The organism is Halobacillus sp., from assembly GCF_049282395.1.
Taxonomy (GTDB): Bacteria; Bacillota; Bacilli; order Bacillales; family Halobacillaceae; genus Halobacillus.
The window spans coordinates 41,329-54,660 of the sequence record NZ_JBAPTY010000167.1 but is presented as its reverse complement, the minus strand read 5'-3'; the positions used below and the strand labels follow the sequence as shown (position 1 = coordinate 54,660).

22 protein-coding genes are annotated in these 13,332 nt (G+C 43.1%); all 22 read right to left on the bottom strand.

The annotated features are described in order from the left end of the window. Positions 1-96: 96 nt before the first annotated feature. The 22 genes from cwlD to rplF all read right to left on the bottom strand — a co-directional run bounded on the left by cwlD (position 97) and on the right by rplF (position 13,318). Positions 97-825: an N-acetylmuramoyl-L-alanine amidase CwlD gene (gene cwlD / locus WAM07_RS07720; RefSeq protein ID WP_422165913.1), complete on the bottom strand. Its 729-nt coding sequence runs from the start codon at positions 823-825 to the stop codon at positions 97-99. A gap of 134 nt (positions 826-959) precedes the next feature. Next, positions 960-1,352: a 30S ribosomal protein S9 gene (gene rpsI, locus WAM07_RS07715; protein ID WP_014641454.1), complete on the bottom strand. Its 393-nt coding sequence runs from the start codon at positions 1,350-1,352 to the stop codon at positions 960-962. A gap of 19 nt (positions 1,353-1,371) precedes the next feature. Next, entirely contained in the window at positions 1,372-1,809 is a 438-nt protein-coding gene (gene rplM, locus WAM07_RS07710) for a 50S ribosomal protein L13 (RefSeq protein WP_014641453.1), read from the bottom strand. Between the two features lie 189 nt (positions 1,810-1,998). Next, positions 1,999-2,742, bottom strand: a complete 744-nt coding sequence (gene truA, locus WAM07_RS07705) for a tRNA pseudouridine(38-40) synthase TruA (RefSeq protein WP_422165912.1) — start codon at positions 2,740-2,742, stop codon at positions 1,999-2,001. Between the two features lie 15 nt (positions 2,743-2,757). After that, positions 2,758-3,555, bottom strand: coding sequence for an energy-coupling factor transporter transmembrane component T family protein (locus WAM07_RS07700; protein ID WP_422165911.1), 798 nt, complete (start codon positions 3,553-3,555; stop codon positions 2,758-2,760). Then, positions 3,548-4,420: an energy-coupling factor ABC transporter ATP-binding protein gene (locus WAM07_RS07695; RefSeq protein WP_422165910.1), complete on the bottom strand. Its 873-nt coding sequence runs from the start codon at positions 4,418-4,420 to the stop codon at positions 3,548-3,550. The genes WAM07_RS07700 and WAM07_RS07695 overlap by 8 nt, the downstream gene beginning before the upstream one ends. Continuing rightward, on the bottom strand, positions 4,396-5,235 hold the full coding sequence (locus WAM07_RS07690) for an energy-coupling factor ABC transporter ATP-binding protein (RefSeq protein ID WP_422165909.1): 840 nt from the start codon (positions 5,233-5,235) through the stop codon (positions 4,396-4,398). Before WAM07_RS07690 ends, WAM07_RS07695 begins: the two co-directional genes overlap by 25 nt. 197 nt (positions 5,236-5,432) lie before the next feature. Further along, entirely contained in the window at positions 5,433-5,792 is a 360-nt protein-coding gene (gene rplQ / locus WAM07_RS07685; protein WP_014641448.1) for a 50S ribosomal protein L17, read from the bottom strand. Positions 5,793-5,835: 43 nt separating this feature from the next. Continuing rightward, entirely contained in the window at positions 5,836-6,780 is a 945-nt protein-coding gene (locus WAM07_RS07680; RefSeq protein ID WP_014641447.1) for a DNA-directed RNA polymerase subunit alpha, read from the bottom strand. A 178-nt stretch (positions 6,781-6,958) separates the two neighbouring features. Next, positions 6,959-7,354 carry a 30S ribosomal protein S11 gene (gene rpsK, locus WAM07_RS07675; protein WP_014641446.1) on the bottom strand — a complete coding sequence of 132 codons (396 nt, stop codon included), beginning with the start codon at positions 7,352-7,354 and terminating at the stop codon, positions 6,959-6,961. Between the two features lie 29 nt (positions 7,355-7,383). Further along, the gene (gene rpsM, locus WAM07_RS07670; RefSeq protein WP_014641445.1) at positions 7,384-7,749 is read right to left on the bottom strand and encodes a 30S ribosomal protein S13; all 366 of its coding nucleotides are present in this window, start codon (positions 7,747-7,749) and stop codon (positions 7,384-7,386) included. Positions 7,750-7,772: 23 nt separating this feature from the next. Continuing rightward, positions 7,773-7,886: a 50S ribosomal protein L36 gene (gene rpmJ, locus WAM07_RS07665; RefSeq protein WP_002509257.1), complete on the bottom strand. Its 114-nt coding sequence runs from the start codon at positions 7,884-7,886 to the stop codon at positions 7,773-7,775. Between the two features lie 29 nt (positions 7,887-7,915). Continuing rightward, positions 7,916-8,134 carry a translation initiation factor IF-1 gene (gene infA, locus WAM07_RS07660; protein WP_422165908.1) on the bottom strand — a complete coding sequence of 73 codons (219 nt, stop codon included), beginning with the start codon at positions 8,132-8,134 and terminating at the stop codon, positions 7,916-7,918. Next, positions 8,112-8,447 (bottom strand): KOW domain-containing RNA-binding protein, encoded by a 336-nt coding sequence (locus WAM07_RS07655; protein WP_014641443.1) that lies wholly within the window; start codon positions 8,445-8,447, stop codon positions 8,112-8,114. Before WAM07_RS07655 ends, infA begins: the two co-directional genes overlap by 23 nt. Before the next feature lie 16 nt (positions 8,448-8,463). Beyond that, a complete protein-coding gene (gene map, locus WAM07_RS07650) occupies positions 8,464-9,210 on the bottom strand; it encodes a type I methionyl aminopeptidase (protein ID WP_422165907.1) in 747 nt (248 codons plus the stop codon). Then, positions 9,207-9,860, bottom strand: a complete 654-nt coding sequence (locus tag WAM07_RS07645) for an adenylate kinase (protein ID WP_422165906.1) — start codon at positions 9,858-9,860, stop codon at positions 9,207-9,209. The genes map and WAM07_RS07645 overlap by 4 nt, the downstream gene beginning before the upstream one ends. Positions 9,861-9,901: 41 nt before the next feature. Beyond that, the gene (secY, locus tag WAM07_RS07640) at positions 9,902-11,194 is read right to left on the bottom strand and encodes a preprotein translocase subunit SecY (protein WP_422165905.1); all 1,293 of its coding nucleotides are present in this window, start codon (positions 11,192-11,194) and stop codon (positions 9,902-9,904) included. Beyond that, on the bottom strand, positions 11,194-11,634 hold the full coding sequence (gene rplO, locus WAM07_RS07635; RefSeq protein WP_014641439.1) for a 50S ribosomal protein L15: 441 nt from the start codon (positions 11,632-11,634) through the stop codon (positions 11,194-11,196). The genes secY and rplO overlap by 1 nt, the downstream gene beginning before the upstream one ends. Before the next feature lie 27 nt (positions 11,635-11,661). Then, positions 11,662-11,847 carry a 50S ribosomal protein L30 gene (rpmD, locus tag WAM07_RS07630; protein WP_014641438.1) on the bottom strand — a complete coding sequence of 62 codons (186 nt, stop codon included), beginning with the start codon at positions 11,845-11,847 and terminating at the stop codon, positions 11,662-11,664. Between the two features lie 18 nt (positions 11,848-11,865). Continuing rightward, positions 11,866-12,363 carry a 30S ribosomal protein S5 gene (rpsE, locus tag WAM07_RS07625; RefSeq protein ID WP_014641437.1) on the bottom strand — a complete coding sequence of 166 codons (498 nt, stop codon included), beginning with the start codon at positions 12,361-12,363 and terminating at the stop codon, positions 11,866-11,868. A 20-nt stretch (positions 12,364-12,383) separates the two neighbouring features. Next, entirely contained in the window at positions 12,384-12,746 is a 363-nt protein-coding gene (gene rplR / locus WAM07_RS07620; RefSeq protein WP_014641436.1) for a 50S ribosomal protein L18, read from the bottom strand. A 35-nt stretch (positions 12,747-12,781) separates the two neighbouring features. Further along, positions 12,782-13,318 (bottom strand): 50S ribosomal protein L6, encoded by a 537-nt coding sequence (rplF, locus tag WAM07_RS07615; RefSeq protein ID WP_422165904.1) that lies wholly within the window; start codon positions 13,316-13,318, stop codon positions 12,782-12,784. Between the last annotated feature and the right edge of the window lie 14 nt (positions 13,319-13,332).

Genomic DNA, 13,332 nt, shown 5'->3' with positions numbered 1-13,332 from the left:
AGTACTTTTTCTTGTGTTAACAAAGCCGTTCACCATCCTTAGAAATGTTCAATAATGCTAGTATAACATATCTGAAACGCTTTCTAAGTAATATGCTTACAATCCATTTTCAGCGGGATATTCTCTTTCTGTTACATATCGAAGTATACCCTGATAAATAGAGGCAGCCATCTTTCTTTGATACTCCTCCGACTTAAGCAGCTCCCGTTCATCTCCGTTCGATAGAAACCCCGCTTCCACAAGGACTCCTGGAGCCTCTACATGTTTAAGAAGATAAATGGATGTCAAATCCATGGCCTGCCGGTCAGTGTTTTCAAGATTCGTTCGAATTTCAGATTGAATAAATTTAGCCAGATGTTCACTTTCAGGGGTATTTGAATTAAAGAATGTCTGGGCTCCTCTCCACTTAGGAGATGGTATAGCATTTAAATGAATGCTTATATAAAAATCCGCTTCTTTTTCTTTAATGTATTGAACCCGGTTACGAATATCTTCTGATTTCCGCCTTGATAAACTCCCGGCATTCTCAGAAGAGAGGTCCTTATCTTCATTTCTGGTTAAATACACAAGTGCTCCTGCTTCTTGCAGATAGTCACGCAAATATTCACTCATACGCAGGGTGATTTCTTTCTCCTGTGTACCATCCTTCCCTTCTGCTCCACCATCAGGACCTCCATGTCCCGGATCAAGCACAATAACCTTTCCGGATAAAGGGGATGACCACATAGTCCAGGCATCTTTCGCTTCCTGAAGTGGATAAGATACAAGGCAGACTAGTATAATTATTCCCACTAACCATAAGGGGGTCTTCATTTTACGGATCATTATTCCACACTCCTTAAACTCCCTAATTCACTATATGGGACAAGAGTGAAGAATATGAACAGATGAGAGGTCATACCTTTTAGAAACCAAAAAACCCTCCGGCCGGATAGGCCAGAGGGTTTGATAGAAAGATATTAACGCTTGGAGAACTGTGGAGCACGACGAGCACCTTTAAGACCGTATTTCTTACGCTCTTTCATACGTGCGTCACGCGTTAGCAATCCTGCGCGTTTTAGTGGTGTACGGTATTCTGGATCTGCTTCTAACAAAGCACGAGCGATACCGTGACGGATTGCACCAGCTTGTCCAGTGAATCCTCCACCGTCTACGTTTACATAAACATCATAGTTACCTTCTGTTTCTGTAACAGCTAAAGGCTGTTTCAGAATCATGCGAAGAGTTTCATATGGAAAGAAGTCTTCAGCATCACGTTTGTTGACTACTACACGACCAGTTCCTGGAACAAGACGTACACGAGCAGTTGATTTCTTACGACGTCCAGTACCGGAGTATTGTACTTGTGCCACTCTTGATTACCTCCTTTTATTATCCGCGAAGTTCGTAAACTTCTGGTTGTTGTGCTTCATGCTTGTGTTCGTTACCAGCATAAACATGAAGTTTCTTACCCATCTTACGTCCAAGGCTTCCTTTTGGCAGCATACCTTTAACAGCAAGTTCTAGCATTTGCTCTGGGTATTTCGTGCGCATTTCGTTAGCTGAACGGGCTTTCAAGCCACCTGGGTGGTTTGAATGACGATAGTAGATCTTGTCATTGATTTTGTTACCAGTCAATTGAATCTCTCCTGCGTTGATGATGATTACATGATCACCTGTGTCAACATGGGGAGTGTACGTTGGTTTATTTTTACCGCGAAGGATCGCAGCAACTTCGCTTGATAAACGGCCAAGTGTCTGCCCTGCAGCATCCACAACATACCATTTACGTTCCACGTTGTTTTCATTTGCCATGAAAGTTGTGCGCATGTCGGTTTCCCTCCTGAATTGTTAATTTTTACAAAGCTTCGTTTATTTATCTCAAATACGATTAGTTTCCGGGGCTAATCGTGGTATAGAAATAAAATGCCATAGAATATAATATAACACTCTTATTACTAATGTCAAGAGAATACACACCAGGAATCGTTGTTATTATAAAAAAATTATTCTCCGCCCTTATTCATAGTCGACCTTCCATAAGAAAAGTCCATGAGGAGGAGCCGTATTTCCTGCGAATTCACGATTCTCTTTCTCAATAATAGACGGAATATCTGCTGGTTCTCTTTCATGATGTCCTACTTCAAGCAATGTGCCTACAATGATCCTTACCATATTATACAAGAAACCTGAGCCTTTGAATTGAAACATGAGTTCTTCACCCTTCTGAACCACAGAAGCCTGATGAATGGTGCGTACTTTGCTGCCTTTCACATCTGACTTTGGTGAACAAAAAGAAGTAAAGTCATGCTCCCCTTCTATATACCGGCAAGCTTCTTTCATAGCCGGGACATCCAATTCTTTTCTAATATGATAATAATAATGGCGCTTAAAAATATTAGGTTCTTTAGAGTTCCAAATGAAATAGCGGTATTCTTTTCCCGTGGTATCGTAGCGAGCATGAAAATCGCTGCTTACCGGTTCAGCTTTTGTTACCGTTATGTCTGCAGGAAGCATAGTAGCGAGGGCACGTTTCCAATTCTGCATTGGAAGCTTCAGCTCGGTATCGAAATGAATAACTTGTCCGATCGCATGAACCCCGGAGTCCGTTCGCCCAGAAGCTATCACTTTTATTTTCCGGCCCTTATGCATTTTAGTAAGAACTTTTTCTAACTCCTCTTGTACGGTTTTTCCATTTAATTGAACTTGATACCCAGCATAGTTGGTACCGTCATACTGAATGATACATCGTATTCGCTGCAAAACGTTTTCCTCCATTTAACTTCTGGTTAAGAAAAGCCCGATCACTAATAAAATGAACATGATATATAAATAGACATCTGATTTACCTAAGTGGAGCTCTCTTAATTTTGTCCGGCCTTCACCGCCTTGATAACCTCGCGCTTCCATGGCCATAGCAAGCTCCTCAGCTCTTTTAAAAGCACTGACAAACAAAGGTACCAAAAGAGGGATTACCGCCTTCACACGGTCTTTAAATGAGCCTGTGCGGAAATCTACACCCCTGGAAGCCTGTGCTTTTGATATTTTCTCTGTTTCTTGCATAAGAGTAGGAATAAATCTTAGAGAAATAGACATCATTAAGGCTAGTTCGTGTACAGGAAAGTTCACTTTTTTCAAGGGGCCTAAAAGCTCTTCTATCGCATCCGTAATTTCAATAGGTGTAGTAGTAAATGTTAAAAGGGACGTCACCATGATTAATAGAAAGAACCGAAGGGATATGGCAGCTCCCTGAATGAGACCCTCTTCATATATCTCCCATCCTAATATACTGACCAATACCTCTCCCTGTTTGGTTACTATAAGATGAAGCAGGAAAGTGAAAATTACCAAAAACCATACAGGCTTAAGGCCCTTCATAATATAGCTGAGCGGGATACGCGAAGTGACAGCACTCCCGATAGCAAACAAAGCAAGAAGTCCATAACTCATAACAGAATTAGCAAAAAACACAATGATGACAAAGAAAAAAATAATCGCAATTTTAGACCTTGGATCCAGCCGGTGAACAAACGAATCACCCGGAATATACTGACCGATGATCATTGAATTACTCATACACCCGGTCCCCTTTCACTATACGGGTTAATTCCTTTGCTAATTCTGCTATGCTCTGACCCGTGTATTCAAGTTCCACTCCGAGCTGATCCCTGACTTTTGTTACAAACTGTATGACCTCAGGCACATCAAGCTGCACACCCTCAAGCGCTTGTTGTTGTTTAAAGATCTCAAGCGGAGCACCTTCCATATAAACCTTACCCTGATTGAGAATCACAATGTGATCTGCATAAGCAAGTGCATCTTCCATGCTGTGAGTGACTAGGACCGTAGTGAGTTGCTTATCTTTATGCAGGCGATGGAACATATGCATGATTTCTTTCTGGCCATTAGGATCCAGACCTGCGGTGGGCTCATCAAGCACAAGTACTCTCGGATCCATGGCAAGAACTCCCGAAATAGCTACCCGGCGCATTTGACCACCGCTTAGATCAAAAGGAGATCGTTCGAGGAGGTCCTCATGAATTTGAGTTGCTTTTACGGCTTCTCGTGTTCTTCGGTGGATTTCTTCTTGCGGCACCCCAAAGTTCTGAGGACCAAATGCAATATCCTTTGCTACGGTTTCCTCGAATAATTGGTGCTCAGGGTACTGAAACACAACTCCCACTTGTTCACGAAGCTTTCTAAGCTGCTTGTTTTTTTTATTAGCCTTAAGGTGATATTCTCCAACTTTAACCTCACCACTAGTCGGTTGAAGCAGTCCATTCAAATGCTGTATAAGAGTCGATTTACCTGATCCTGTATGACCTATTACAGCTACGTAGGAACCGGAGTTGATCCTAAAGGACACCTCATCCAACGCTCGGTGCTCAAATGGGGTATTGGGTTGATAGGTATAACTTACCTTGTCGAATGAAATGTCCATAATTCCTCCAGTAACTCCTGGTGATTCAGTGGCTCACGTGTTAGAGGCAGACCAGCACCCTTTAATTCATCTGCCAGTTTGCTTACAAAAGGAGTATCTAAGCCAATTTCAATTAATTGTTTCTTCTTCGTGAAGAGCTCTCTTGGAGTGCCTTCCATCCAGATCTCTCCCTTGTTCATTACAATCACCCTGTCCGCCTGTGTAACTTCTAATAAATCATGAGTAATAGTGACGAGGGAAAGATCCCGCGCGGATTGCACTTCACGAATGGTTTCCATAATTTCTTTTCGACCTTTAGGATCAAGCATCGCAGTTGCTTCATCCAGAATAATATATTGGGGCGATACAGCCAGAACACTGGCAATGGCGACTCTTTGTTTTTGCCCTCCGGAAAGCCGATGAGGCTCATGGCGTTCATAACCATTCATCCCAACGGCTTCTAAGCTCTCTGTAATACGTTCTAACATTAAGTCTCTTGCCATACCGTGATTCTCCATACCAAAAGCGACGTCGTCTCTAACAGTGGTACCGACAAACTGGTTGTCCGGATTCTGAAAAACCATTCCTACTTTCCTCCGTATCTCCCATACAGTAGAAGCGGTCACGGGTTGTCCGTCTACCAGGATTTCCCCTTCTTGAGGAAATAACAATCCATTCATTAACTTAGCAATGGTAGATTTCCCAGAACCGTTATGCCCAATCATGGCTACCCATTCATTATTATAAATCGTAAAACTTACGTCTTTCAGAACCCACGGCATATCTTCCTGGTACCGAAATGAAACATTTCTAAACTCGATCTGAGTGTTCCCCATACATTTCCCCTCCACTCATCTGACTATTTCCCAGGAAATACGACATATTTCTGGATTTCAGACCTTTGCTTACATCCATAACATATTTTTGAGACCTTCAGGCCAAAGTAGATATAGTATTTTTGACAAATAAAAAAAGGGCTGGATTCAACCTCACGATGAGATTCATTCCTGCCCTTTTATACCAGTGGTAGTCATTAAACTAATTCAATGATCGCCATTTTAGCTCCATCACCTTTACGCTCGCCTAGCTTAAGCACGCGAGTGTAACCACCTTGACGGTCCTCGTAGCGTGGGCCAATGTCAGAGAATAGCTTTTGTAAAGCTGTTTGATCTCCTTCTTCATCAGCGTCAGCCTTATAGAGGAATGACTCAGCTTGACGACGGGCATGAAGATCGCCGCGTTTACCTAGAGTAATCATTTTTTCTACCACAGAACGAAGCTCTTTTGCTTTAGCTTCTGTTGTTTCTAAACGCTCATGAATGATCAAGTCGGTCGCTAAGTTGCGAAGAAGCGCCAAACGTTGATCAGTTGTACGTCCTAGTTTTCTAGCCATTGATAATCCCTCCCTTACCGTTAACTCTGTGATGCTCTATTAATCAGTCTTCTTTTCTTAAACCTAGTCCAAGTTCATCCAACTTGTACTTCACTTCTTCAAGTGACTTGCGTCCAAGGTTTCGGACTTTCATCATATCTTCTTCCGATTTATTCGCAAGTTCCTGTACTGTATTAATACCAGCACGCTTCAAGCAGTTGTATGAACGAACGGAAAGATCAAGCTCTTCAATCGTCATCTCCAGAACTTTCTCTTTTTGGTCCTCTTCTTTTTCAACCATGATTTCAGCCTTTTGAGCTTCATCAGTTAAGCCGACAAAGATATTGAGGTGCTCCATATAGATCTTAGCTCCAAGAGAAATGGCTTCTTCGGGACGAATGCTTCCGTCTGTCCACACGTCCAAAGTAAGTTTATCGAAGTTTGAAGTTTGACCAATTCTTGTATTTTCAACTTGATACGTTACGCGGGATACTGGCGTAAAGATTGAATCAACCGGGATCACGCCAATAGGCAGGTCCTCATGGTTGTTTCCTTCTGCAGGTCGATATCCTCGACCACGTTCCGCTGTAATACGCATGCGAAGATTAGCTGTGCTATCTAATGTGGCGATATGAAGATCCGGGTTAAGAACTTCAACATCACTATCATGCGTAATATCTGCAGCTGTGACTTTTCCTTCACCCTGCACATCAATCTCTAAAGTCTTTTCTTCGTCAGAATAAACTTTCAAAGCTAGTTTCTTCAGATTCAAAATGACAGTGGTTACATCTTCTACGACACCATCAATAGTCGAGAATTCGTGAAGAACACCCTCAATTTGAACTGATGTTACAGCAGAGCCAGGAAGTGAGGATAATAGGATACGACGCAAGGAGTTACCTAGAGTTGTACCATACCCACGCTCAAGCGGTTCTACGACGAACTTACCAAAAGTGGACTCATCGCTGATCTCAACCGTTTCAATTTTTGGCTTTTCAATTTCGATCATTTACACTAAACCCTCCTTCAAAACGTCGAAACCCCGGTTAGACCTCTAGTCTAACCGAAATTCCTCAGGTAGGCAGTTCCGATACAAGACAACTGCTTTTTTCACTGTCTACATGCGATTGATTTAAAAACCTATCATAACCCATTATAGACAGGGTGACAAATTCTATTCAGAACTATTATACGCGACGACGTTTTGGTGGACGGCAACCATTGTGTGGAACTGGAGTCACGTCACGGATTGCCGTGATATCAAGACCTGCTGCTTGTAGTGAACGGATCGCTGCTTCACGACCTGCACCAGGGCCTTTAACTGTAACTTCTAGAGTTTTCATACCGTTGTCCATAGCATCTTTCGCTGCAGCTTCTGAAGCCATTTGAGCAGCAAATGGAGTAGATTTACGGGATCCTTTGAAACCAAGGGAACCTGAACTGCTCCAGCTGATGACGTTTCCTTGAACATCAGTGATCGTAACGATTGTGTTGTTGAATGTAGAGCGGATGTGTGCCATTCCCGACTCTATATTCTTTTTCGCCTTACGTTTACGAGTACGTGTGTGTCCTTTACGTGCCATAAGGTTAGCTTACCTCCTTTATCTTTCGTTTATTTACGCTTGTTGGCCACTGTACGACGTGGGCCTTTACGTGTACGAGAGTTGTTTTTTGTCTTTTGTCCACGAAGCGGAAGCCCGCGGCGGTGACGGATTCCACGGTAAGAACCGATCTCAATCAAACGTTTAATGTTTAGAGAGTTCTCACGGCGAAGATCACCTTCAACGTTTTGGTTATCAACTGCTTTACGAATCTTAGCAAGTTCGTCTTCTGTAAGATCGCGAACACGAGTGTTCTCTGAAACGCCGGCTTCAGCCAGAATCTCAGCAGCTAGTGATTTACCAACACCATAGATATAAGTTAATGAAACGACGATGCGCTTATCGCGCGGAACGTCTACACCTGCTATACGTGCCATGTGCTACGTACACCTCCTTCAGATTAACCTTGTTTTTGTTTATGCTTAGGGTTTTCACAGATTACCATGACTTTACCTTTTCGTTTGATGACTTTGCATTTTTCGCAAATTGGTTTTACAGAAGGCCTTACCTTCATCATCCATACCTCCTTTAAGATCGGAGTTTTTATTTATAACGGTACGTAATACGTCCTTTACTTAAATCATACGGGGAAAGCTCAACCGTCACTTTGTCCCCTGGTAGAATTCGAATGAAGTGCATGCGAATTTTACCAGAAACGTGCGCTAATACGGTATGACCGTTCTCGAGTTCAACCTTAAACTGTGCATTAGGTAAGGTTTCAACGATTGTCCCCTCTACTTCAATTACATCGTCTTTCGCCATCGAGTTGATCTCCCTTCTTCAAATCAGTCACTGCTTCATTGACATATTTTGATACGGCAAATCGAAGCTTGCCATTTGTGACACGACCAGTTTCTAGAAGGCTGTTCTGGACTTCCGGAGAGATGAAATCCATAAGCTCAATATGCTGCAAATTCTTTTTCTTTGGTCGATCATACTTACGCTTCTCTCCGTCGGCAAGCAGCACAAAGCGGCCATCCAGTACATCGATAACTACCGCATACTGTCCTGCCTCACGCCCCTGCACAATACGAACAATTTGACCTATTCGTGGACTCGACTCAGATTCGTTCAAACACGATCACCTTCATTTAGGATTTTGTTAATACTTCGTAACCCTCTTCTGTAATCGCGATGGTGTGTTCAAAATGCGCACACATTTTACCATCTTTTGTGACCACAGTCCAACGATCAGGCAGGGTTTTCACGTAACGTGTCCCCGCGTTCACCATTGGTTCTACAGCCAATACCATTCCAGGCTTGAGTCGAGGACCTTTATTCGGCGGACCGTAATGAGGAATCTGGGGATCCTCATGAAGTTCCTTGCCTACTCCGTGTCCTACATACTCACGTACAATCGAATATCCTTTCGATTCTGCGTAGCTTTGAATGGCATGGGATATATTTGAAAGGCGCTCACCTGGGATTGCTTCATCAAGTCCTTTGAACAATGATGTCTCTGTCACTTTTAGCAAATCCAATGTTTTATCATCTACAGTGCCGACTGGATACGTCCAGGCCGAGTCACCATGATAACCTTGGTATTTAGCACCAATATCAATACTTATAATATCTCCTTCATCCAATACCCGATCACCAGGTATTCCATGGACGAGCTCTTCATTGACCGATACGCAAATACTACCACGGAATCCATTATAACCTTTAAAAGATGGGATTGCATCCATACTGCGTATGAAATCATCAGCAATCTTATCCAATTCGCCAGTCGTTATGCCTGGGCGAATATTTCTTTCCAGCTCCTGGTGCGTTAAGGCGACTATCCTGCCAGCTTCACGCATGATATCTAATTCCCGTGGTGTTTTACAACTAATCATTTAGATAGGTCTCCAAGTACTTCATCAATGTTTTTGAATACGTCGTTGATATCCTTATCCCCTTCAAAAGATACTAAATATCCTTTGTCGCGGTAGAAGTCCAGAAGTGGCTGCTGTTGTTCCACATTCACTTCAAGGCGCTTCCTTACAGTTTCCGGTTGATCGTCTTCTCGCTGAATCAACTCAGAGCCATCATGGTCGCATTTTCCTTCCTCTTTTGGAGGATTGAATACTACATGATAAGTGGCACCGCAAGTCGGGCAGATGCGTCGTCCAGTCAGACGCTCGATGAGTTGGTCTTTTGGAACATCAATATGAAGCACATGGTCTATCGTGTCATCCATATCGCTTAACAAATTTTCAAGGGCGTCAGCTTGAGCAATGGTTCTCGGGAAGCCATCCAGAAGAAAACCTTCCTTACAATCCGGTTTGCTCAGACGCTCGCGAACGATTCCGATGGTAACTTCATCGGGAACCAATTCGCCTTTGTCCATATATGATTTTGCTTCCTTACCTAGCGCTGTTCCTTCTTTGATAGCTAAACGGAACATATCTCCAGTTGAGATATGAGGGATGTTATATTTTTCGACTATCTTCTCTGCCTGTGTGCCTTTACCAGCACCAGGAAGACCCATCAGAATTAAGTTCAACGTGTTCCCCTCGCTCTCATTATTCATTAGTTCTTCACTAATTATTTAATAAAACCTTTATAGTGACGTTTCACAAGCTGACTCTCCAGCTGTTTCATCATTTCCAGAGCAACCCCAACAACGATGAGTAAGCTGGTTCCGCCAATTTGAACGGTTGGCGGCAGTTGTGCCACAGAACCTAAGATGATCGGCAGTATTGAGACAGCTGCCAGGAAGAGAGATCCTACAAACGTTAACCGGTACATCACACGCGTCAAATACGTTTCTGTATTTGCACCAGGACGTATCCCCGGGATATACCCGCCTTGCTTCTTCAAGTTCTCTGCCATTTGTTCTGGGTTAACCTGAACAAATGTATAGAAATAAGTGAAGGCAATGATCAACGCTACATAGATAATCATTCCAGGCCAATTCTGGTAATCAAAGATATATTGAATAACAGATGCTATTTCACTATTTTCGAAGAATCCAGCTACTGTTCTAGGCGCGATAATAAAGGATATCGCGAAGATTACTGGAATTACTCCTGCAGCATTAACCTTGATTGGCAAGTGTGTGGAATGTCCTCCAACAGGAGAACGGTTTACCAAGCGCTTGGCATACTGGATAGGAATTTTACGCAGTGCCTGCTGGATGAAAATAACTCCAACTACAACGGCCACTATAACAAGTGCGATTAACGCAATGATCACAAGATTGATAAACAGCTGATCTCCTGCACCGGAGATATACTGATCATACAACTGGTTAACACCGGTAGGAATCGCAGCTACAATACCCGCAAAGATCAGAATGGAAATACCATTTCCGACGCCGTGGGAAGTGATTTGTTCACCAAGCCACATTAGGAAAGCTGTTCCGCCTGTTAATACCAGAGCAATTACCAGGAATTTCGTAACGCCCGGATCTACGATCAATTGACCGCCGGCCAGGGCATTAAAACCGATTGACATTCCAATTGCCTGAATGAAAGCGAGAGCGATCGTTCCATAGCGGGTAAACTGAGCTAATTTTCGACGGCCGACTTCACCTTGCTTTTTCCATTCCGCAAACTTAGGGACAACATCCATCTGTAACAATTGCATGATGATTGAGGCTGTGATGTAAGGCATGATCCCCATGGCAAAGATGGAGAAGTTCTGTAATGCCCCGCCTCCAAATGTGTTCAAAAAGCCGAAAGCGTTTTGTTCATCCATGAAGTTAATAGCATCTCTGTTTGTAAATGGTACAGGGATGAATGTCCCTAACCGGAATACGATCAGCATAGCTAAAGTGAAAAAGATTTTCCGTCGAATATCACCCACGCGCATAAAATTGGAGATTGTACGGAACATTAAATCACCTCAGTTTGACCGCCCGCTGCTTCAATTGCTTCTTTCGCTGAAGCAGAGAACTTATGAGCTTTCACTGTAAGTTTTTTATCGATAGATCCTTTACCAAGAACTTTAATTCCGGATTTTTGGTTGCTTACCGCACCAGATTCAAGCATTAGTTCAGGAGTAACCTCTGTTCCCTCTTCAAAACGGTTAAGAGCATCAAGGTTGATAATCGCAAATTCCTTACGGTGTACGTTAGTGAAACCACGTTTTGGAAGACGCTGGAATAGTGGCATTTGTCCACCTTCGAAGCCTGGACGAGTTTTGCTGCCAGAGCGCTGACCCTGTCCTTTGTGGCCACGACCGGATGTTTTACCATTTCCAGAAGCCATTCCACGACCTACACGATTACGTTCTTTACGAGCGCCTTTTGCCGCTTTTAGTTCATGCAGTTTCATGCGAGCACCTCCTTATTTCTTTTCTAGTTAAACTTCTTTAATCGATACAAGGTGAGATACCTTATTAGCCATACCTCGGATCGCTGGGTTATCTTCAAGTACGACAGTTTGACGGATCTTATTCAGACCCAGCGCCTTGACAGTAGAGCGTTGATCCTTCGGTCTACTAATAACACTGCGCGTGAGGGTAATTTCTAATTGTTTTTTAGCCATTATATTTCCCTCCTTATCCTACAGTTCTTCTACGGACTTCCCACGAAGTCTTGCAACGTCTTCTGCGCGCTTAAGCTCGCTAAGTCCAGTAAGTGTTGCACGCACCATGTTAATAGGTGTGTTAGAACCTAGTGACTTAGAAAGGATGTCTTGGACACCTGCAAGCTCAAGTACCGCACGGACAGGTCCACCTGCGATGACTCCAGTACCTTCAGCAGCTGGTTTCATCAAAATGCTTCCTGCACCGAAACGTCCAGTAATCTCGTGTGGAATAGTCGTATCTTTAATTGGTACTGTAATTAGGTTTTTCTTAGCATCATCAATTGCCTTCTTGATAGCTTCTGGTACTTCTTGAGCTTTTCCTGTACCAAAACCTACATGACCATTTTTATCTCCTACAACAACCAATGCAGCAAAACGGAAACGGCGTCCGCCTTTTACAACTTTTGCAACACGATTGATTGTTACTACGCGTTCTTCAAGATCTAATTTATTAGGGTCAATTTTGTTATTCATTTATGTCCCTCCTTTAACGATTAAAATTGTAGGCCGGCTTCACGCGCGGCTTCTGCTAGAGCTTTCACACGTCCATGGTACAAGTAACCTCCGCGGTCAAATACTACGATATCATAACCGTTATCAACCGCACGCTTCGCAAGCAATTCGCCGACTCTTTGAGCAGCTTCTACGTTACCTGTTACGTCTAGATCAAAGCCGTTTTCCATAGTAGATGCGCTCGCTACAGTTACTTGGCTCTCGTCATTGATTAATTGAGCATAAATGTGTTTGTTAGAGCGATATACGTTCAAACGCGGACGTTCAGCTGTTCCGAAAACATTCTTACGAACGCGTGCATGACGCTTTTTACGAACGACATTCTTATCTGCCTTTGTGATCATCTGGGTCACTCCTTTCTATACATTACCTACGAATCTTACTTAGCTGATTTACCTTCTTTACTGCGTACACGCTCACCCTGGTAACGAATACCTTTACCTTTATAAGGTTCTGGTGGACGGATCGCACGGATTTTGGCAGCAACAGCTCCGACTAATTCTTTGTCGATACCTTTGATGGTTAACTTCGTGTTGGTAGGGATTTCAATTTCAATACCTTCGCGGTTAGGGACCTCAACAGGGTGGGAATAGCCAGCGTTAATAACGACTTTTTCTCCCTGCTTTTGAGCACGATAACCTACACCAATAATTTCAAGGGATTTTTCGTATCCTTTGGAAACACCTTCAACCATGTTAGCGATCAGGCTGCGGGTAGTACCGTGAAGAGCACGATGTTCTTTGTGGTCACTAGGACGCTCTACTGTAAGAACATTATCTTCAATCTTCACTGTCATGTCCTTGTGGAAAGTACGAGTCAATTCGCCTTTTGGACCTTTTACTGTGATCGTATTGTTATCCTGAATGACTTCTACACCTTCAGGAATTTCTAATGTTTTTAAACCTACGCGAGACATATTTTTGCACCTCC

Excerpts from the sequence above, each read along its gene's own strand:
- cwlD (WP_422165913.1), bottom strand. The coding sequence starts at position 825 with ATGATCCGTAAAATGAAGACCCCCTTATGGTTAGTGGGAATAATTATA.
- rplM (WP_014641453.1), bottom strand. The coding sequence starts at position 1,809 with ATGCGCACAACTTTCATGGCAAATGAAAACAACGTGGAACGTAAATGG.
- WAM07_RS07700 (WP_422165911.1), bottom strand. The coding sequence starts at position 3,555 with ATGAGTAATTCAATGATCATCGGTCAGTATATTCCGGGTGATTCGTTT.
- WAM07_RS07695 (WP_422165910.1), bottom strand. The coding sequence starts at position 4,420 with ATGGACATTTCATTCGACAAGGTAAGTTATACCTATCAACCCAATACC.
- WAM07_RS07690 (WP_422165909.1), bottom strand. The coding sequence starts at position 5,235 with ATGGGGAACACTCAGATCGAGTTTAGAAATGTTTCATTTCGGTACCAG.
- rplQ (WP_014641448.1), bottom strand. The coding sequence starts at position 5,792 with ATGGCTAGAAAACTAGGACGTACAACTGATCAACGTTTGGCGCTTCTT.
- WAM07_RS07680 (WP_014641447.1), bottom strand. The coding sequence starts at position 6,780 with ATGATCGAAATTGAAAAGCCAAAAATTGAAACGGTTGAGATCAGCGAT.
- rpsK (WP_014641446.1), bottom strand. The coding sequence starts at position 7,354 with ATGGCACGTAAAGGACACACACGTACTCGTAAACGTAAGGCGAAAAAG.
- rpsM (WP_014641445.1), bottom strand. The coding sequence starts at position 7,749 with ATGGCACGTATAGCAGGTGTAGACGTTCCGCGCGATAAGCGCATCGTC.
- rpmJ (WP_002509257.1), bottom strand. The coding sequence starts at position 7,886 with ATGAAGGTAAGGCCTTCTGTAAAACCAATTTGCGAAAAATGCAAAGTC.
- infA (WP_422165908.1), bottom strand. The coding sequence starts at position 8,134 with ATGGCGAAAGACGATGTAATTGAAGTAGAGGGGACAATCGTTGAAACC.
- map (WP_422165907.1), bottom strand. The coding sequence starts at position 9,210 with ATGATTAGTTGTAAAACACCACGGGAATTAGATATCATGCGTGAAGCT.
- secY (WP_422165905.1), bottom strand. The coding sequence starts at position 11,194 with ATGTTCCGTACAATCTCCAATTTTATGCGCGTGGGTGATATTCGACGG.
- rplO (WP_014641439.1), bottom strand. The coding sequence starts at position 11,634 with ATGAAACTGCATGAACTAAAAGCGGCAAAAGGCGCTCGTAAAGAACGT.
- rpmD (WP_014641438.1), bottom strand. The coding sequence starts at position 11,847 with ATGGCTAAAAAACAATTAGAAATTACCCTCACGCGCAGTGTTATTAGT.
- rpsE (WP_014641437.1), bottom strand. The coding sequence starts at position 12,363 with ATGAATAACAAAATTGACCCTAATAAATTAGATCTTGAAGAACGCGTA.
- rplR (WP_014641436.1), bottom strand. The coding sequence starts at position 12,746 with ATGATCACAAAGGCAGATAAGAATGTCGTTCGTAAAAAGCGTCATGCA.
- rplF (WP_422165904.1), bottom strand. The coding sequence starts at position 13,318 with ATGTCTCGCGTAGGTTTAAAAACATTAGAAATTCCTGAAGGTGTAGAA.